The organism is Actinosynnema sp. NPDC023794, assembly GCF_040639675.1.
GTDB classification, from domain to species: domain Bacteria; phylum Actinomycetota; class Actinomycetes; order Mycobacteriales; family Pseudonocardiaceae; genus Actinosynnema; species Actinosynnema luteola.
Map to the genome: position 1 here is coordinate 60,778 of NZ_JBFAFR010000014.1, position 16,911 is coordinate 77,688.

At 72.6% G+C, this 16,911-nt stretch carries 17 protein-coding genes; 5 read left to right on the forward strand and 12 right to left on the reverse strand.

Annotated features, from left to right (window positions below):
• Positions 1-73: 73 nt before the first annotated feature.
• Positions 74-2,839, reverse strand: coding sequence for a DEAD/DEAH box helicase (locus AB0H12_RS26035; protein ID WP_499626111.1), 2,766 nt, complete (start codon positions 2,837-2,839; stop codon positions 74-76).
• A 151-nt stretch (positions 2,840-2,990) separates the two neighbouring features.
• Here AB0H12_RS26035 and AB0H12_RS26040 point away from each other — a divergent pair, with 151 nt between their 5' ends.
• On the forward strand, positions 2,991-3,476 hold the full coding sequence (locus AB0H12_RS26040) for a hypothetical protein (protein WP_499626112.1): 486 nt from the start codon (positions 2,991-2,993) through the stop codon (positions 3,474-3,476).
• Here the strand turns inward: AB0H12_RS26040 and AB0H12_RS26045 are convergent.
• The 7 genes from AB0H12_RS26045 to AB0H12_RS26075 form a co-directional block, all read right to left on the reverse strand.
• Positions 3,460-4,344 carry a diacylglycerol/lipid kinase family protein gene (locus AB0H12_RS26045; RefSeq protein ID WP_499626114.1) on the reverse strand — a complete coding sequence of 295 codons (885 nt, stop codon included), beginning with the start codon at positions 4,342-4,344 and terminating at the stop codon, positions 3,460-3,462. The two genes, AB0H12_RS26040 and AB0H12_RS26045, sit on opposite strands and share 17 nt — an antisense overlap.
• A 38-nt stretch (positions 4,345-4,382) precedes the next feature.
• Positions 4,383-5,294 (reverse strand): twin-arginine translocase subunit TatC, encoded by a 912-nt coding sequence (gene tatC, locus AB0H12_RS26050; protein ID WP_499626363.1) that lies wholly within the window; start codon positions 5,292-5,294, stop codon positions 4,383-4,385.
• Between the two features lie 120 nt (positions 5,295-5,414).
• A complete protein-coding gene (gene tatA / locus AB0H12_RS26055) occupies positions 5,415-5,759 on the reverse strand; it encodes a Sec-independent protein translocase subunit TatA (RefSeq protein ID WP_499626115.1) in 345 nt (114 codons plus the stop codon).
• Complete coding sequence (locus AB0H12_RS26060) at positions 5,752-6,018, reverse strand: bacteriophage holin (RefSeq protein ID WP_499626117.1); 267 nt, start codon at positions 6,016-6,018, stop codon at positions 5,752-5,754. The genes tatA and AB0H12_RS26060 overlap by 8 nt, the downstream gene beginning before the upstream one ends.
• Before the next feature lie 18 nt (positions 6,019-6,036).
• Complete coding sequence (locus tag AB0H12_RS26065) at positions 6,037-7,008, reverse strand: helix-turn-helix transcriptional regulator (RefSeq protein ID WP_230565777.1); 972 nt, start codon at positions 7,006-7,008, stop codon at positions 6,037-6,039.
• Positions 7,005-7,991 carry a helix-turn-helix transcriptional regulator gene (locus tag AB0H12_RS26070; RefSeq protein ID WP_499626120.1) on the reverse strand — a complete coding sequence of 329 codons (987 nt, stop codon included), beginning with the start codon at positions 7,989-7,991 and terminating at the stop codon, positions 7,005-7,007. The genes AB0H12_RS26065 and AB0H12_RS26070 overlap by 4 nt, the downstream gene beginning before the upstream one ends.
• A gap of 173 nt (positions 7,992-8,164) precedes the next feature.
• Complete coding sequence (locus AB0H12_RS26075) at positions 8,165-8,671, reverse strand: GlcG/HbpS family heme-binding protein (RefSeq protein ID WP_499626122.1); 507 nt, start codon at positions 8,669-8,671, stop codon at positions 8,165-8,167.
• Positions 8,672-8,809: 138 nt separating this feature from the next.
• Here AB0H12_RS26075 and AB0H12_RS26080 point away from each other — a divergent pair, with 138 nt between their 5' ends.
• On the forward strand, positions 8,810-9,775 hold the full coding sequence (locus AB0H12_RS26080) for a sensor histidine kinase (RefSeq protein WP_499626124.1): 966 nt from the start codon (positions 8,810-8,812) through the stop codon (positions 9,773-9,775).
• Between the two features lie 5 nt (positions 9,776-9,780).
• Positions 9,781-10,401, forward strand: coding sequence for a response regulator (locus AB0H12_RS26085; protein ID WP_499626365.1), 621 nt, complete (start codon positions 9,781-9,783; stop codon positions 10,399-10,401).
• On the opposite strand, the gene AB0H12_RS26090 is transcribed toward AB0H12_RS26085, so the two are convergent.
• The 3 genes from AB0H12_RS26090 to pafA all read right to left on the reverse strand — a co-directional run bounded on the left by AB0H12_RS26090 (position 10,388) and on the right by pafA (position 13,275).
• The gene (locus AB0H12_RS26090) at positions 10,388-11,266 is read right to left on the reverse strand and encodes an SRPBCC family protein (protein ID WP_499626126.1); all 879 of its coding nucleotides are present in this window, start codon (positions 11,264-11,266) and stop codon (positions 10,388-10,390) included. The two genes, AB0H12_RS26085 and AB0H12_RS26090, sit on opposite strands and share 14 nt — an antisense overlap.
• A complete protein-coding gene (locus AB0H12_RS26095) occupies positions 11,259-11,816 on the reverse strand; it encodes an ArsR/SmtB family transcription factor (protein WP_499626128.1) in 558 nt (185 codons plus the stop codon). Before AB0H12_RS26095 ends, AB0H12_RS26090 begins: the two co-directional genes overlap by 8 nt.
• Positions 11,817-11,916: 100 nt before the next feature.
• Positions 11,917-13,275, reverse strand: a complete 1,359-nt coding sequence (gene pafA, locus AB0H12_RS26100) for a Pup--protein ligase (protein WP_053716655.1) — start codon at positions 13,273-13,275, stop codon at positions 11,917-11,919.
• An 80-nt stretch (positions 13,276-13,355) separates the two neighbouring features.
• Here pafA and AB0H12_RS26105 point away from each other — a divergent pair, with 80 nt between their 5' ends.
• Together AB0H12_RS26105 and AB0H12_RS26110 are read left to right on the forward strand one after the other, a co-directional pair.
• On the forward strand, positions 13,356-14,789 hold the full coding sequence (locus AB0H12_RS26105; protein WP_499626129.1) for a bifunctional phosphatase PAP2/diacylglycerol kinase family protein: 1,434 nt from the start codon (positions 13,356-13,358) through the stop codon (positions 14,787-14,789).
• A gap of 38 nt (positions 14,790-14,827) precedes the next feature.
• Positions 14,828-15,724 carry a bifunctional helix-turn-helix transcriptional regulator/GNAT family N-acetyltransferase gene (locus AB0H12_RS26110; protein WP_499626131.1) on the forward strand — a complete coding sequence of 299 codons (897 nt, stop codon included), beginning with the start codon at positions 14,828-14,830 and terminating at the stop codon, positions 15,722-15,724.
• Positions 15,725-15,740: 16 nt separating this feature from the next.
• On the opposite strand, the gene AB0H12_RS26115 is transcribed toward AB0H12_RS26110, so the two are convergent.
• The gene (locus AB0H12_RS26115; protein ID WP_499626133.1) at positions 15,741-16,799 is read right to left on the reverse strand and encodes a ScyD/ScyE family protein; all 1,059 of its coding nucleotides are present in this window, start codon (positions 16,797-16,799) and stop codon (positions 15,741-15,743) included.
• Between the last annotated feature and the right edge of the window lie 112 nt (positions 16,800-16,911).

The following is a 16,911-nucleotide window of genomic DNA, read 5'->3' on the forward strand; positions in this document are numbered from 1 at the left end:
AGCTGTTCAAGGCTTGCGGGCGCGATCAAACCACAGCCACCCGCACGGTACCCACCCGCCCCGCAAAGCTTTGTCAAACGGTGGCCATCGCGACCACCCCGCGGCGCAACGCGTCCACCGCCTTGCGCGCGGCGGCGCCCACCGGATCACCGCCGCCGACGACGTCCCGGATCTGGTCCAGGAAGTCGATCACCTGCCGGCACCACCGCACGAAGTCCCCCGCGCCGAGCTCGGCGCCGTTCTCCTCCGCCGCGGACAGCACCTTCTCCAACGACTCGCCGCGCGCCCACCGGTACACCGCCCACGCGAACCCCGGGTCGGGCTGCCGGGTCCGGTCGAGCCGGTGCCTGCGCTCGTCGTCCTCCAGCTCCGCCCACAGCCGCGCGGTCGCGGTCAACGCGTCCGCCACCTTGCCCGGCGGCAGCCGGGCTTCCAGCGGACCGTCCCGGCGCGCCTCGTACACCAGCGCCGACACGACCGCGGCGAGTTCGGCCGGGTCGAGGTCGCGCCACACTCCGTGCCGCAGGCATTCCGCGGCCAGCAGGTCGGACTCGCTGTAGAGCCTGGTCAGCCGCTTGCCGTGCTCGGTGACCTCCTCGCCGGGCCCGTTCTCCTCCTCGTGCAGGTAGCCGCGTTCGCGCAGCAGGCCGCGGATGCGGTCGAACTCGCGCGCCAACGAGTGCGTGGTGGCCGCGACCTTGCGCTCCACCTGCTCGGTCTCGGCCAGCAGCCGGTGGTACCGCTCGCCCCAGCGGGCGTGCTCCTCGCGCTTCTCGCAGCCGTGGCACGGGTGCGCGCGCAACGCCCGCCGCAACGTGGCCAGTTCCGCGTCGTCGTCCGCCGTCGAACGGCGCTTCCGCATGGCCGGCGCGACGATCCCGGTGGCGCGCAACGACGCCGCCAGGTCTCGCCGCGACTTCGGCGACCGCGTGTCGACCTGCTTCGGCAGCCGCATCTTGCCCAGCACTTCCACCGGCAGGGGGAAGTCCGCCGACGACAGCCGGCCGGCCCACCGGTCCTCGGTCACCACGAACGGCCGCGCCTCGCCGAGCGGCTCCAGCCCCGGGTCGATCACGACGGCCAGCCCGGACCGGCGCCCGGACGGCACCGCGATCACGTCGCCCTTGCGCAGCCGCTCCAGCGACTGCGCCGCCTCGGCCCGCTTCGCGGAGGTGTTCTGGCGCGCCAACGCCTTCTCCCGCTCGGCGACCCGGCGGCGCAGCGACGCGTACTCGGTGAAGTCGCCGAGGTGGCACGTCATCGCCTCGGCGTACCCGCCGAGCGCCTCGCGGTTGCGCTCGATCCGCCGGGCCAGCCCGACCACCGACCGGTCGGCCTGGAACTGGGCGAACGACTGCTCCAGGATCTCCCGGGCCGCCGCCGCGCCCAGCTGGTTCACCAGGTTGACGGCCATGTTGTAGCCGGGGCGGAACGACGACCGCAGCGGGTACGTGCGGGTGGACGCCAGGCCGCCGACGGCCTTCGGGTCGACGCCGGGCTGCCACACGACCACCGCGTGGCCCTCGACGTCGATGCCGCGCCGCCCCGCGCGTCCGGTGAGCTGCGTGTACTCGCCGGGTGTGAGGTCGACGTGCGCTTCGCCGTTGTACTTGACCAGCTTCTCCAGCACGACGGTGCGCGCGGGCATGTTGATGCCGAGCGCCAGCGTCTCGGTGGCGAACACGACCTTCACCAGGCCGCGGACGAACAGCTCCTCCACGGTCTCCTTGAACGCGGGCAGCAGGCCGGCGTGGTGGCTGGCGATGCCGCGTTCGAGCGCCTCGCGCCACTCCCAGTAGCCCAGCACCATCAGGTCGCCCTGGGGCAGGTCCTTGGTCTTCTCCTCGATGACCTCGCGGATCTGCTCGACCTCGTCGGTGGAGTTGAGCCGCAGCCCGGCCCGCACGCACTGGAGCACGGCCGCGTCGCAGCCCGCCCGGCTGAACACGAAGTCGATGGCGGGCAGCAGGCCCGCGCCGTCGAGCCGCTGCACGATGTCGACCCGGGACGGCGGCTTGAACCCCGAGCCGCGCGGCGGGCGGCCCCGCTGGTCCTTGTTGTTGCGGTTGCGGCTCCACGGCACGTGGAAGCGCGACAGGTCGTCGGTGTGCCGCAGCAGCTGCGGGTTGATGCGGGCGTGCCCGTCGGGGCCCTCGCCGGCGAACAGGTCCATCATCCGGCCGCCCGCCATCATGTGCTGCCACAGCGGCACGGGCCGGTGCTCGTCGACGACGACGGTGGTGTCGCCGCGCACCTCGACCAGCCACTCGCCGAACTCCTCGGCGTTGCTGACCGTGGCGGACAGGCCGACGAGCCGCACGGACTCGGGCAGGTGCAGGATCACTTCCTCCCACACGGGGCCGCGGAACCGGTCGGCCAGGTAGTGGATCTCGTCCATGACCACGTAGGCGAGGGTCTTCAGGGTGGAGGAGCCCGCGTACAGCATGTTGCGCAGGACCTCGGTGGTCATCACGACGATCGGCGCGTCGCCGTTGACCGACGTGTCGCCGGTGAGCAGGCCGACCTTGGCGGCGCCGTAGCGGGCGACCAGGTCGGCGTACTTCTGGTTCGACAGGGCCTTGATCGGCGTCGTGTAGAAGCACTTGCGGCCCTCGGACAGGGCCAGGTGCACGGCGAACTCGCCGACGACCGTCTTGCCGGCGCCGGTCGGGGCGCAGACCAGCACGCCGTGCCCGTCTTCCAGCGCCTCGCAGGCGCGTTCCTGGAACGGGTCGAGTTCGAACGAGATGACCCCCAGGAAGTCGGCCAGCTTGGGCCGGGAGGAGCGGCGGCGGAAGTCCGCGTACGAGTCGGCTGGAGACCGCGGAGTGCTTGACACCTGTCCAGGCTGTCATACGGGACCGACAAAATCGCTTCAGATCCGCAGCGGAACCCGGAACACCGTCGCGACCGGTCCCGGGACATCTCTTTTAGTCAACACTGAAGCTATAAAGACTATGAAGGTAAACCGTGGTGCACACTCGGTAGCCGTGGAAGCGATCCCGTTGGCGGAGGGCGACCTCAGGTGGGTGTTCCCCGACCTGGTCGAGGTCGACCCGGTGCTCGCCGTGCTGAGGCTGGCCGAGGCGCGGATCGAGCGGCTGGCCGACCACCTCGGCAGGCCGGGCGCCGGGCTGGTGTTCGACCACCTGCCGGGCGCGCCCTACGCGGGGCTGTCGGCGCTCGCCGAGTTCGAGGAGGTGGCCTTCCTCGTGCACGTCTCGCTGCCCCGCGACCCGCACCGCAACGTGCTGAGACCGCCTCCGCCGTGGCAGGTGGAGGGCGAGATCTCGGTCCGCTGCGACGCGATCCGGGACTGCGGCAGGCACGAGATCGAGACGGTCGAGTCGGCGCACGACACGCCGCTGGACGCGGCGGGCGGGGTGCTGACCGTCGCCGGCTGGCTGTTCGACCGGGGCACGGTGGAGGCGCACGCCTCGTGGCGCAAGCGCGACGTGATCAGCCGGCACCGGTGACGGCGATGAGGGCGCCCGGGACGCACGTCGTCGTCAGCGGCACACCGCTGAGGCGCTCGCCGTCGGCGTAGGCCACCCAGGACGGCCCGGACAGCCGTGCGGAACGGGCCCGCAGCGTGCGCACGGCCGGGTGGTCCACGTGCCGGCCGGTGCGCAGCGTGGGCAGCATCCGCAGCAGGGTCCGCCGCGGCGTGGCCCGCACCACGGTGAGGTCGAACAGGCCGTCGGTCGTGGAGGCGTCCGGGCACACCGGGATGCCGCCGCCGTAGCTGGTCGTGTTGCCGATCGCGACCAGCAGCGCGTCCAGTTCCAGCACATCGTCCTCGGTCTCGACCACCAGCCGCCGGGGCCGCAGCGCCGCGAGCTCGGCGAGGATCGCCAGGTCGTAGCGGCGTGGTCCGGCGGGCCAGCGCATCGCGTTCGCGCGCTCGTTGACCGCCGAGTCGAAGCCCGCGCACAGCACGGTGGCGAACCAGGGGCCGTGCTCCACCCGCCCGAGGTCGAACCGGGCGCGGTGGCCCTCGCGCAGCGCGGTCACCACGTCGTCCACCGAGGTCGTGCCGAGGGCTGTGGCCAGGTCGTTCCCGGTGCCGGCGGGCACCACGGCCAGTGCCGTCGAGGATTGCGCGCACGCCTGGACCGCCAGGTGCGCGCCGCCGTCGCCGCCGAGGACCACGAGCACGTCCACGCCGTCGGCCACCGCCCGGCGCGCGGCCGCGGCCGTGCCCTCGGCGCTGGCCGCCACGTGCAGGTCCAACCGGTCGACCACGCCGCGCAGCCGTTCCGCGACGGTGCCGGCCATGCGCGCGGCCCTGCCCTTGCCCGAGGTGGGGCACACCAGCAGGGCCGCCCGCGTTGACGTCGACATGGTCCGGCAGCCTACAAAGCGTTCACCGGATCGAGTGATCAGGTCACGTCGTCGTAGCGAACCTTGCCGGGCGACTCGGGCATCGGATCGGGTGTGGGCACCGGTTCGGGTGACGGCTCCTCGACCGCCGACGGCGTGTAGTCGAACGGCGCGGCCTCGTCGTCCGCGATGTCGTCCAGACCCTCGGCCTTGCGCCTGCGCTCGACCCGCCGGTCGTGCACCCTGGCGATCTGGATCGCCAGCTCGAACAGCAGCACGAGCGCCACGGCCAGCGCGACCATGGAGATCGGGTCGGTGCCCGGGGTGGCGATCGCGGCGAAGATGAACAGGCCGAAGATGATGCCGCGCCGCCACTTGCGCAGCTTCTCGTAGCTGACCACGCCGACCTGGTTGAGCATCACCACGATCAGCGGCAGCTCGAAGCTCACGCCGAAGATCAGCAGCAGCGTCATGACGAAGCTGACGTACTCGCCGGCGGTGAGGGCGGTGATGAACTGCTCGTCACCGAAGCCGATCAGCACGGCCAGGCCCTGCGGCACGATGTAGAACGCCAGCGTGGCGCCCGCGACGAACAGCACCGACGCGCACGCCACGAAGACGATGGCGAAGCGCCGCTCCTTGGCGTACAGGCCCGGCGAGATGAACCGCCACACCTGGTAGAGCCACAAGGGCGCGGTGAGCGCCATGCCCGCGCCGGCGCCGACCTTCAACCGGATCATGAAGGCCTCGAACGGCTTGGTCTGCAGCAGCTGGCAGCCCTTGCCCTCCTGGGTGAGCCGCAGGGTCTCCGGGATGCCGCAGTACGGGTCGATGACGATGGAAGCGAGGCTGGGCAGGCCGAAGGGGTACCAGCTCCACCAGATGAAGCCGAAGATCGCGCCGCTCGCGATGAACAGCAGCGCCAGACCCAGGCGGTGCCGGAGGTCGTAGAGGTGGTGCTTCAACGACATCGTGCCGTCCGGGTTGGCCCGACGACTCGTGATCTTGCGGCGCTCCCGGCGCTGGGCCCACCACCGGACCGGACTTGCCCCCACCGTGCGGACCGTCCTTAGGCTCTAGTTGACGCGGTTCTAGTTGGAGTTCTGCTTGTTCTGCAGGTTCTGCGCGGACTGCTCGATGGGCTGGGCCACCTGCGGCTGCGCCACGGGCTGGGCGACCTGCTGGGGCTGCGCGACCGGCTGCTGGGCCACCTGCGGCTGGGCGGGCGGCAGCTGCTGCGGCGCGGGCGCCTGCTGCGCCGTCGTCGTGCCCTGCTGCTGCGGGTCGTCCTCGCTGCGCAGGCCCTTCGTCTCGGCCTTGAGGATCTTCGCCGAACGGCCGATCGAGCGGGCCATGTCGGGCAGCTTCTTCGCGCCGAAGAGCAGGATGATCACCACGGCGATGATGATCAGCTCGGTTGGTCCGAGGTTAGGCACGGTTGTCCTCCTGTCTCCCCCGGTCCACCGATGGTACGCGGGGCTTGCCCTCGCGGGCGTGATCCGGACGCCGTTCGGCGAGGGCCACCTTGAGCGCGGCAGAGCGCGCCCGCAGCAGACCGACGCCATCGCCGACCCTGTCACCCACCAGAGTGCTAGCGGCGCGGAAGCGACGCAAGGATCGGATGACTCGAACCGCGAACGGGACGAGCACGACCACCCCGAGGACGATCAGCACCAGGCTCGGCAAGTACGGCACGGCACCACCGTACTTGCCCTAGGTTGCCGGGAGGTGATCCGCCCGGCGCAACGCCGCCTCGGCCTGTCGGGCGACCTCGGCCACCAGGTCGGGTGGCTGCTCCACGTGCGCTTCGCCGCCCAACCCGAGCAGCAGCCGCACCATCCAGGCCGTGTCGGCGTACCGCATGAGCACCCTGGCGCGGCCTTCCGGCAACTCGACCAGGCCGTCGGTCGGGTAGTACTCGGCCACCCAGCGGGCGTCCGGTTCGAGCACCAGCACGGCCGTGCGCTGCGACGGGTCCGGTTGGAACAACCCCTCCGACGTGTCGGTGGGCGTGGCGTGCGGCGGCGGGGCGGCGGGCTCGTCCAGCACGTCGACGGCGTCGATCCGGTCGAGGCGGAACAGCCGCACGCCGTCCGCCGCGCGGCACCAGGCCTCCAGGTAGCTGCGGCCTTCCACGAGCAGCATCCGCATCGGGTCCACGACCCGCGCGGTGATCTCGTCGCGTGACGGCGTGTAGTAGCGCAGGTGCAGGGCGCGACCGCGGCGCACGCCGTCCGACACCGCGTCGCGCACGCGTGCCGTCTCCGGCGCTTCCCGCAGGGCCAGTCCCACGGCCACGCCGGCCGGCTGCGCCTGGCCGACGGCGGCCTCGATCTTGGCCACCGCGCGCTGCACGGCGTCCTGGTCGGCCACTCCCGGCGTCTCGACCAACGCGCGCAGCGCCACCAGCAGCGACGTCGCCTCGGCCGCGGTCAGCCGCAGCGGGCGGCTCATGCCCGCGTCGAAGGTGACGGTGACCGTCTCTCCCTCGAACGACAGGTCGATCAGGTCGCCGGGGCCGTAGCCGGGCAGGCCGCACATCCACAGCAGTTCGAGGTCCTTGCGGATCTGCTTGGGCGTGACCTCGAAGTCGGCGGCGACCTCGTCGATCGGGATGCCGGGCCGGGCCAGCAGGTAGGGCACGAGGGCGAGCAGCCGGGGCAGCCGGTCGGTGGCGGCGTTCATGCGCGCACCCCCGCGCCGCGCAGCGCGCCGAGCAGCTTCTCCCGCACGGTCTTGGCCAGCACTTCCGGTTCCAGCACCACCACGTCCGGGCCGAAGCCCGCGAGCCACCCGGCGGCCGAGTCGGGGAACCTCAGCTCGATCTCCAGCACGTCGCCGGGCTCGCCGTCGAAGTCCCGCGTGCCGACGACCTCCGCCCGCCGGCGCACGCCCTGCGCCCGGCCCCGCGCGACCCACAGCTTGGCGGTGGCGGGCTGCTGGTCGGCGGCGGGTTGGTTGCGGACCACGAACGACAGCAGGTCGAACTGGTCGGGCCGCCGCACGGCGCCCGCCTTGCCGACCGCGCGGACGTCGCCGACGATGCGGGAGAGCCGGAAGCAGCGCGGCGCGTCGCGGTCGCGGTCGTGCCCGACGAGGTACCACCGGCCGCGCCAGGCGACCACGCCCCACGGCTCGACGGTGCGGGTGCGCACCTCGACCGGCACCGGGCGGCGGTAGTCGAACTCGACCACGCGCCCCTCCTGCACGGCCGCGAGCAGCGGCGGGAACGCGGGTTCGCTGGTGCGGACCTTCGGCTCGACCGGCACGTGCACGTCCTGGTCGACGTCGACGCCCGCGGCGCGGAGCTTGATGAGGGCGCCGTGCGCGGCGCCGGTGAACTGCGGCGAGTCCCAGAGCCGGGCGGCCAGCGCCACGGCGGCGGCCTCGTCCGGTTCGAGGTCGATGTCGCCGAGCTCGTAGTCCCGGCGCGCGATGCGGTACCCGTCGATCGCGTCGAAGCCCGTGCTGCGGCCGGTCTCCAGCGGCACGCCGAGGTCGCGCAGCTCGGTCTTGTCGCGTTCGAACATGCGGAAGAACGCCTCGTCCGTCGCGGCGTCGGCATAGCCGGGGACGATGGCGCGGATGCGCTCGGCGGTCAGGTACTGCCGGGTCGACAGCAGGCACAGCACCAGGTTGACGAGCCGTTCGGCACGTGCGATGGCCACACCGGAACCCTAACCCCGGACGAACGCCCGGTGACGCCATCCCCGCCTTGAACGCGGGTGAATGGACCATTCAGCCGATTGCCGGGCCGGACGCCACGGCCCGGCGGGGCGCTTCCCGGGCCGCGTTCCGCCCGGGAGACGCCCCGTCCGCCCAGCTCACGGCCCAGGACCGGTCAGCCGCCGATCGCTTCGAGGCCCGCGCGGGCGAAGCGCTCGTCCAGCTCGCCGCTGGGAGCGCCGCCGACACCGATGCCCGCGACGGGCGCGCCGTCCGACACCACGGGCACGCCGCCGGCCAGGAACAGCGTGCCGGGGATGTCGCGCAACGTCGCGCCGGCGCCGGTCACGCGGCCCGCCAGCACCGACGTCGGGGCGTTGAACGACACCGACGTGAACGCCTTCCGGCGTGCCGACTCCTCGCTCTGCGGCCCGGCGCCGTCGCCGTGCAGGAGCACGACCACGTCACCGCCGCGGTCGACGACGGCGACCGTGACGCGCTGCCCCTCCTTCTCGGCGGCGTCCAAGGCCGCCTGCGCCGCCTGGACGGCCGCGTCGACCGTGATCGTCGTCGTGGTACGCACCGCGACGCCGCTGCGCCCGTGCTGCTGGTCGGCCACCGCGTACCCGCCGGCGCCCGCCACGGACAACGCCACCAGCACCGCGATCGTGGTCTTGCGCATCGCCACACCCTCCTCGTCCGGTTCGTGTCGTGGTCGAGCCTCGCCGCGCCGGACCGCCGCCACCTGGTGGTTCCGGTCGACAGCCGTTCAACCCATCGGTTGACCCCGCGGGCCGGAACCTGGCCTAGGGTCGGCCCCGTGTGGCTGCACCGGGCGATGCACGCGGGCTTCTACGTGCTGCTGACGGCGTCGGCGGCGCGGTACGTCGCGTACCACGGCGTCGCGCCCGTCGTGCTGCTCGTCGCCGCCGCGCTGGGCGCGGCCTACCCGCTCGGCGTGCGGTGGACGGCCGCGCTGCCGGCCGTGCTGGCGTTGTGGCTGGTGCTGGTGTGGCTGGCGCCGAGCTTCGGCTGGTGCGCGATCCCGCTGTTCTTCCAGTGCCTGCGGCAGCTGCGCCCGCGCCTGGCCGTGCCGCTGGCCGCCGTGCTCACCGGCGCGGTGGTGCTGGCGCAGGTGCGGCTGGCCGACGCGGTCGAGCCGAGCCTGGTGCTGGGCCCGGTCGGGGTCGCGGTGATCACCGCCGCGGTGTTCTTCGACCGACGCCGCCTGCTGCACCAGGCCGGTGTGCTGGAGGAACGGCAGCGGCTGGCCCGGGAGATCCACGACACGCTGGCGCAGGGCCTGTCCAGCATCACGCTGCTGCTCGAACTCGGCGCCACCGACCGGGCCCGTGAGGTGGCCAAGGAGAACCTGGCCGAGGCACGCCGGTTCGTCCGCGACCTCTCGCCCCTGCAGGGCCGCACGCTGACCGACGCGCTGCGCGCCCTGTGCGAGCGGGTCGAGGTGGAGGGCGAGCCGTACCCGCTTCCGGTGCCGGTGGAGGTGGCGTTGCTGCGGGTCGCGCAGGGCGCGCTGGCCAACGTCCGTGAGCACGCCGACGCGACCTCCACGGTCATCACGCTGACGTACCTGGGTGACGCGGTGACGCTCGACGTGTGCGACGACGGCCGCGGGTTCGACCCGGCCGCGATCCGCCCGGAGCCCGGTCGCGGCTACGGGCTGGACGCGATCCGCGACCGGGTCGCCGAGTTGGGCGGCACGATGACGGTGGAGAGCGCGCCGGGCGAGGGCACGGCGCTGGCCGTGAGCGTGCCGACACCGTGACCGGGCTGTTGAGGGTGCTGGTGGTGGACGACCACCCGGTGGTCCGGTTCGGGCTGGCCGGGCTGCTGGCCCGTGACTTCGAGGTGGTCGGCGAGGCCGCCACCGGCGAGGACGCGGTCCGCCTCGCCGCGACCAGGGGCGTGGACGTGGTGCTGATGGACCTGCAGCTCGGCGCGGGCATCGACGGTGTGGAGGCCACCCGGCGCCTCCGCGCCCTGCCCGATCCGCCGCAGGTGGTCGTGCTGACCACGTACGACTCGGACGCGGACGTGGTGCGCGCGGTCGAGGCGGGTGCGACCGGCTACCTGCTCAAGGACTGCCCGCCGGAGGAGCTGGCCGCCGCGGTTCGCCAGGGCGCGACCGGCCGCACCGTGCTGTCACCGGACATCGCGCGGCGCCTGCTGCGCCGCACGCCGACCCCCTCGGTGACCAAGCGCGAGGTGCAGATCCTCGACCACCTCGCCCGCGGCCTGTCGAACCGGGAGATCGCGAAAGCCCTGTTCATCAGCGAGGCGACGGTGAAGACGCACCTGGTGCGGATCTTCGACAAGCTGGGCGTGGACACCAGGACGGCGGCCGTGCGGACCGCCGTCGAGCTGAAGCTGATCCGCCTCAGCCCTCGCTGAGCACGCCCTCGGGCAGGTCGGGCATCTCGGGCCGCAGCCAGATCGGCCGCCAGTCGGGCAGCTCGTGGAACCGGCGCAGCTCCGCCACGCCCGACAGCCAACCCGCCCACGCGCCGTACGGCGGCTGACCGGTGTCGAACCCGCTCTGCACGAACGTCAGCCGGGTGCCGCCGCCGGACTCGGCCAGTTCCCAGGTCGACACCATGCCGCCCCAGTCGATGCCCATCCGCTTGCCGGGCTCGAAGTCGACCACCTTCGCGGGCCGCGGGTTCGCCTCGAAGCCGCCCATGGCGACCCGGCCGCCCTCCCACGCCTCGATGTCGATCTTCGCGCCGAACCACCGCGTGTACTGCTCGGCGTCGACCAGCGAGTGGGCCACCGCGTCCACGGGTGCGTCGATGTGCACCTCGCCGCGCATCTCGGTGGTGCTGAAGTCCACCTGCGGCGTCAGCGGGCGGCCCTCGACGTGGTCGACCAGGTTGGCCAGCGACAGGCACCAGTAGGTGGCCAGGTAGCCGAGCACGCGGGTCGACACGACGGCCACCTCCCCCCAGCCCGGGAAGTGGCTCTGCGAGAGCGTGATGACGGTGTCGCCGTCCTCGGCGGCCCACCTGATCTCGACGGTGGTGTCCTCGCCGCCGATCCTCCAGTCGAACCTCAGCGAGCTGTCGTCCACGTGCCGCAGGGTCTGGTGCGGCGCGTCGCCCTCGGGCGTGTAGCGGCCCCAGAACTCGAACCGGTCGGGCAGCTCCACGGCCGCGTGCTCGGCCAGCCACGCGCTCAGCTCGCCGGCGTCGGTCAGCGCCCGGCGCACCCGGTCGACGGGCGTGGTGGTGCGGGCGCGAAGCACCAGGGTCTCACTCATCGGTCTCCTCCTTCGGGTAGCACGCCACGGCCAGCCGGAAGGCGTCGCCCTCCGCGCCGCCGTAGCGGGCGAACAGGTCCTGCAAGGTCGTCTTCAGGTCGTCGAAGAACTGCTGCCGCTGGTCGGGCCGGACCCGGATCTCGCCCGACACGCCGAGCGACGGCAACTCGGGCCGGGTCCGGTCGAGGCCCGCGATGTCCGCCTGGACCCGTTCCACGAGGTCGAGCAGGTAGCCCAGGCTGAGCTCGTCCTGCGCGCGGCGCAGCCCGAGCCGGCCGACCAGTCCCGGCGACAGCCAGTACGAGCGCGCGCTCGCCTGGTACACGCCTTCGTTGATGCCGCGCACGCGCCGCTCGTTCACCTGGGTCGCCAGACCGGCTTCGACCAGGCGTTTCACGTGGTAGTAGACCCGCTGCGGGGTCTGGTCGAGCGCGGCGGCGACCTCGGTGCACGACCGCGGCTCGGCGAGCTGCCGCAGCACCTCGATGCGCTGCGGCTTGAGCAGTGCCTCGGCCTGCTCGATCTGCTCCAAGTACAGGACGTCTCTCATCGCAAAAATCATGTTGTACGTAAAAATCTGTTTTGTCAATAGAGCCGAGAGAGACCCCGGACCACGTGGCCCGGGGTCGTCCCCGTCGTGCCCCGCCCGGCTAGAGCGAGGAGATCAGCCGCTCCACGCGCTCGTCCACGGCGCGGAACGGGTCCTTGCACAGCACGGTGCGCTGCGCCTGGTCGTTGAGCTTCAGGTGCACCCAGTCGACGGTGAAGTCGCGCCCCGCGGCCTGCGCGGCGGCGATGAAGTCACCGCGCAGCTTGGCCCGCGTGGTCTGCGGCGGGGTGTCCTTGGCGGCCTCGATCTCGCCGTCGTCGGTCACCCGCTCCACCTGGTCCTTGCGCTGGAGCAGGTCGAAGATGCCCCGGCCGCGCCGGATGTCGTGGTAGGCGAGGTCGAGCTGGGCGATGCGCGGGTTGGACAGGTCCATGTCGTGCTTGGCCTGGTAGCGCTCCATCAGCCGGTACTTGATGGCCCAGTCGATCTCGCGGTCGATCTTGGACAGGTCCTCCGACGCGACCGCGTCCAACGTGCGGCCCCACAGCTCCAGCACCCGCTCGGCCATGGGGTCCGGCGCGCGCTTGGCCACGTGCTCCACCGCGCGCTCGTAGTACTCGCGCTGGATGTCCAGCGCCGAGGCCTCCTTGCCGCCCGCCAGCCGCACGGTGCGCCTGCCGGTCAGGTCGTGGCTGATCTCGCGGATCGCGCGGATCGGGTTGTCCAGGCTGAAGTCGCGGAACTGGACGCCCTGCTCGATCATCTCGAGCACCAGGTTGGCGCTGCCCACCTTGAGCAGCGTGGTCACCTCGGACATGTTCGAGTCGCCGACGATGACGTGGAGCCTGCGGTAGCGCTCGGCGTCGGCGTGCGGCTCGTCGCGGGTGTTGATGATCGGACGGGACCGGGTGGTGGCGCTGGACACGCCCTCCCAGATGTGCTCGGCCCGCTGCGAGAGGCAGTAGACCGCTCCGCGCGGCGTCTGGAGCACCTTGCCCGCGCCGCAGATGAGCTGCCTGGTCACCAGGAACGGCAGCAGGACGTCGGCGATGCGGGAGAACTCCCCCGCCCGCGCGACCAGGTAGTTCTCGTGGCAACCGTAGGAGTTGCCCGCGGAGTCGGTGTTGTTCTTGAACAGGAAGATGTCTCCCCCGATGCCCTCGTCGGCGAGCCTGCGCTCGGCGTCGACGAGCAGGTCTTCGAGGATCCGCTCACCAGCCTTGTCATGCGTGACGAGCTGGGCGAGGTCGTCGCATTCCGCCGTCGCGTACTCGGGGTGCGAGCCCACGTCCAGGTAGAGCCGAGAGCCGTTGCGCAGGAAGACGTTCGACGAGCGTCCCCACGAGACGACCCGGCGGAACAGATAACGCGCGACCTCATCCGGGGACAGCCTGCGCTGCCCGTGGAAGGTGCAGGTCACCCCGAACTCAGTCTCAATGCCGAAGATCCGCCGCTGCATCCCTCAACAGTAGGCGCATTCGGAGCTTTCCTCAGTGATCCAATCGGGCGTCGCGCCGATTTCGCGGATAACGTTCTTGTGTGCTCCGACGAGTGAACCGCCTGGACCTGGCCCTGATGAGCCGAACCGGCGAGCTGCGCGCCTCGCCTGTCGACGAGGGCATGAAGCGATTGTCGCGCGCCGCCAACCACAGCGTGTTGTGGCTCGCGGTCGCGGGCGTGCTGGCGGTGCGCAAAGGGGTGACGCGGCGTGCGGGGTTGCGCGGCGTGGCCGCGATCGGCGGCGCGAGCTTCAGCGCGAGCCTGATCGCGAAACGCCTGTTCCCGCGCCGCCGGCCCGCCGCCGACCTGCTCCACGTGCCCCGGCGGCTGACGAAGCGCCCCACGTCGTCGTCGTTCCCGTCCGGGCACGCGGCGTCGGCGGCGGCGTTCACCACGGCGGTGGCGATGGAGTCGCCCGCGCTGGCGACGGCGATCGCGCCGGTCGCGGCGGCGGTGGCCTACTCGCGGGTGCACACCGGCGTGCACTGGCCGTCCGATGTGGCCGCCGGCGCCGCGATCGGGGTCGGCGCGGCCCTGCTGACCAGGCGTTGGTGGCCGTTGGGGCGGACCGAGCCCGCGTCGGCGCGCGAGCACCGGGCGTTGGCTGCCCTGGTCGACGGCGAGGGCCTCGCGGTCGTGGTGAACCCGAGCGCCGGCCTGGGCGCGGGCGATCCGACGGACGAGATCCTGCGGGAATGGCCGAAAGCCACGATCGTGGGAATCGAGGATCTCGACACGGTGATCACCGACCACGCTCCGCAGGCACTGGGGGTGGCGGGTGGCGACGGGTCGGTGGCCGCGGTCGCCGCCCTGGCCGCGGCGCACCGGCTGCCGCTGGTCCTGGTGCCGTCCGGGACGTTGAACCACTTCGCGCGTGACGTGGGCGTTCAGGGCCTGGACGACACCGCGCGGGCGGTCACGGACGGCGACGGCGTGCTGGTGGACCTCGCGGCGGTGACCGTCGACGGCGCCGGGCCGCGCTGGTTCGTCAACACCGCGAGCCTCGGCGGCTACCCCGACATGGTGCGGCTGCGTGAGCAGTTGCAGGACAAGTGGGGCAAGTGGCCGGCCGCGGCGATCGCGCTGGCCCGGGTGCTGCGCACGTCGCGACCGATGCGGGTGGAGCTGAACGGCGAGCGGCGGCTGGTGTGGATGCTGTTCGTCGGCAACGGCCCGTACCGGCCGAAGGGCTTCGCGCCGACCATGAGACCCGCCCTGGACGCGGGGCTGATGGACGTCCGGTACATCCGCGCCGACACCCGGTTCTCGCGGGCGCGGTTCTTCCTCGGCGCGCTGCTCGGCTCCCTGCACCGCAGCCGGACCTACGGGCACCTGGAGACGCGGTGGCTGGACGTGCGGCTGCTCGACGGCGCGGTGGCGATCGCGACGGACGGCGAGGTCGGCCCCACGGGCTCGACGTTCGAGTTCCGCTCCCGGCCCGCGGCCCTGGCCGTCTACCGACCACAGGGATAAAGTTGACTCCGTCAACGTTTCTGTTGAGGGAGTCAACGATGACGGTCGCGGACGTCCGCGCGTTCAACCGCTTCTACACCGGCGTGATCGGGGTGCTCGACCGCGGCTACCTGGCCTCGCCGTACTCGCTGACCGAGGTGCGGGTGCTGTTCGAGCTGGCCGCGGGCCCGCGCGAGGCGGCCGACCTCCGGACGGCGCTGTCGCTGGACGCGGGCTACCTCAGCCGCATCCTGACCGGCTTCGACCGTGACGGCTTGGTCGCCCGCACGGTGTCCGAGCGCGACTCGCGCCGCCACGTCGTCGCCCTCACGCCGCGCGGCGAGTCCGTGTTCGCCGACCTGAACGCCCGGTCCGACGCCGAGATCGCCGCGCTGCTGGACCGCGTGCCGCCGTCGCACCGGGTCGACCTGGTGGCGTCGATGCGGAGGATCGAACGCATGCTCACCGGCACGCCCCGGTCCTACCTGCTGCGGCCGTTGCGCCCGGGCGACCTCGGGTGGGTGGTCAACCGGCACGGGGTCCGGTACGCGGAGGAGTGCGGCTTCGACCAGACCTTCGAGGCCTTGGTGGCGCGGGTCGTGAGCGAGTACGGGGAGCACCACTCCCCCGACCACGAGGCGGCGTGGATCGCCGAGGTCGACGGCGAACCGGTCGGCTCGATCTTCTGCACGCGGGTAGACGACCGCACCGCCAAGCTCCGCCTGCTGCTCGTCGAACCCGCCGCGCGGGGTCTGGGCATCGGCGCGCGGCTGGTCGACGAGTGCCTCCGCTTCGCCCGCCGTGCCGGGTACGAGCGGATGGAGCTGTGGACGGTGGCGGGGCTGGCGGCGTCGCGGCACATCTACGAGAAGGTCGGGTTCACGATCGACAAGAGCACGCCGGAGCGCCTGTTCGGGCGTGACGTGGAGGCGCAGACCTGGTCGTTGGACCTCTAGCCACGGGTTCGACCGGTCAGCTCAGCGGGATGCGGACGACGGTGCCGCCCCCGGCGCACACGCCGCAGTTGGAGACGTAGGCCGCGCCGCCGCGGATCGCCAGGCCGCCGGGCATGACAAGCCCGGCCGACGCGACGGTGGTGCGCGCGCCGTCGTGGGCGACCCGGATCAGCGCGCCGGTCGGGTCGCCCGAGGTCAGCCCGTGGTGCGCGATCTCCAGCACGTAGAGCCTGCCCCGGCTGTCGAAGGCGATGTCGATGATGTTGGTGAACCCCTCGGCGAAGACCGCGGGCCCGCGTCCCGGGGCCACGCGGTGCACGCGCGCCTGGCCGGGCGGGAACGGGAAACCGGTGAGTTCGCCGACGTAGAGGGCGTTGTCCCGGCCGCGTGCCACCGAGGTCGGCACGGACTGCACCGGCTGACCGCCGATCGTCCTGGTGTCGAAGACCGCGAGCGTCGAGATCCCGTGCTGGTGGGCGAGCAGCAGCGAGTTGCCGCCCGCGTCGACCACGGCCCGGCCGCCGGGCGCGGCCGTCAGCGAGGTCGGGTTGGTGTCCACCGGACCGCCGTCCGGGTTCGCCCGCGCCTCGTGCGCGCCGATGTCGGCCACCTGCTCCCAGCGGCCGTCGTGCCCGCGCAGCAGCCAGGCGGACGCGTCGCGCGCCAGTGGCGGGAGCACGTCGCGCAGGGCGGGGTCGGCGCCCAGCCCGACGGTGAAGTACAGCCCGCCGACACCACGCGGGTCCACGTCGCTCGGGCCGATCGCGCCGGAACCGTCCGCCGCGGCGATCGACGGCAGACCGGTGATCACCCGGTGCTGCGTGCCCTCGGCGACCCTGGTGACGGCCCCGGAGTCGCCGAAGCAGACGTCCTGGCCTTCCGGACCGGGGAAGCACGGCCCGGCCCCGCCCCGGCCGGCCTCGGCGACGTACAGCGCACCGTCCGGTGCGAACGCCAGGCCGCGGGGGTTGTCCAGGCCCTGGGCCACCACCGTCATCGGCTCGGCGCTCGCGGTCGCGGGCGTCAGCACGGCGGCGACCACCGCACCGACCGCGGCGAGCACTCGGATCTTCATGTCGACTCCTCTCCAAGGGCACGTCCCCGGCGAGTTTGCGCCGAACGGCCCAGTGCGGCCATCGGTCCAGCCCGGTCGGGTGACCCCCGCGAGGCGCTCGCCGGCAACGCGG

Coding starts and splice junctions, on each gene's coding strand:
- AB0H12_RS26045 (WP_499626114.1), bottom strand. CDS start 4,344: ATGTCGACGTCAACGCGGGCGGCCCTGCTGGTGTGCCCCACCTCGGGC.
- tatC (WP_499626363.1), bottom strand. CDS start 5,294: ATGTCGTTGAAGCACCACCTCTACGACCTCCGGCACCGCCTGGGTCTG.
- AB0H12_RS26065 (WP_230565777.1), bottom strand. CDS start 7,008: ATGAACGCCGCCACCGACCGGCTGCCCCGGCTGCTCGCCCTCGTGCCC.
- AB0H12_RS26075 (WP_499626122.1), bottom strand. CDS start 8,671: ATGCGCAAGACCACGATCGCGGTGCTGGTGGCGTTGTCCGTGGCGGGC.
- AB0H12_RS26090 (WP_499626126.1), bottom strand. CDS start 11,266: ATGAGTGAGACCCTGGTGCTTCGCGCCCGCACCACCACGCCCGTCGAC.
- AB0H12_RS26095 (WP_499626128.1), bottom strand. CDS start 11,816: ATGAGAGACGTCCTGTACTTGGAGCAGATCGAGCAGGCCGAGGCACTG.
- pafA (WP_053716655.1), bottom strand. CDS start 13,275: ATGCAGCGGCGGATCTTCGGCATTGAGACTGAGTTCGGGGTGACCTGC.
- AB0H12_RS26110 (WP_499626131.1), top strand. CDS start 14,828: ATGACGGTCGCGGACGTCCGCGCGTTCAACCGCTTCTACACCGGCGTG.
- AB0H12_RS26115 (WP_499626133.1), bottom strand. CDS start 16,799: ATGAAGATCCGAGTGCTCGCCGCGGTCGGTGCGGTGGTCGCCGCCGTG.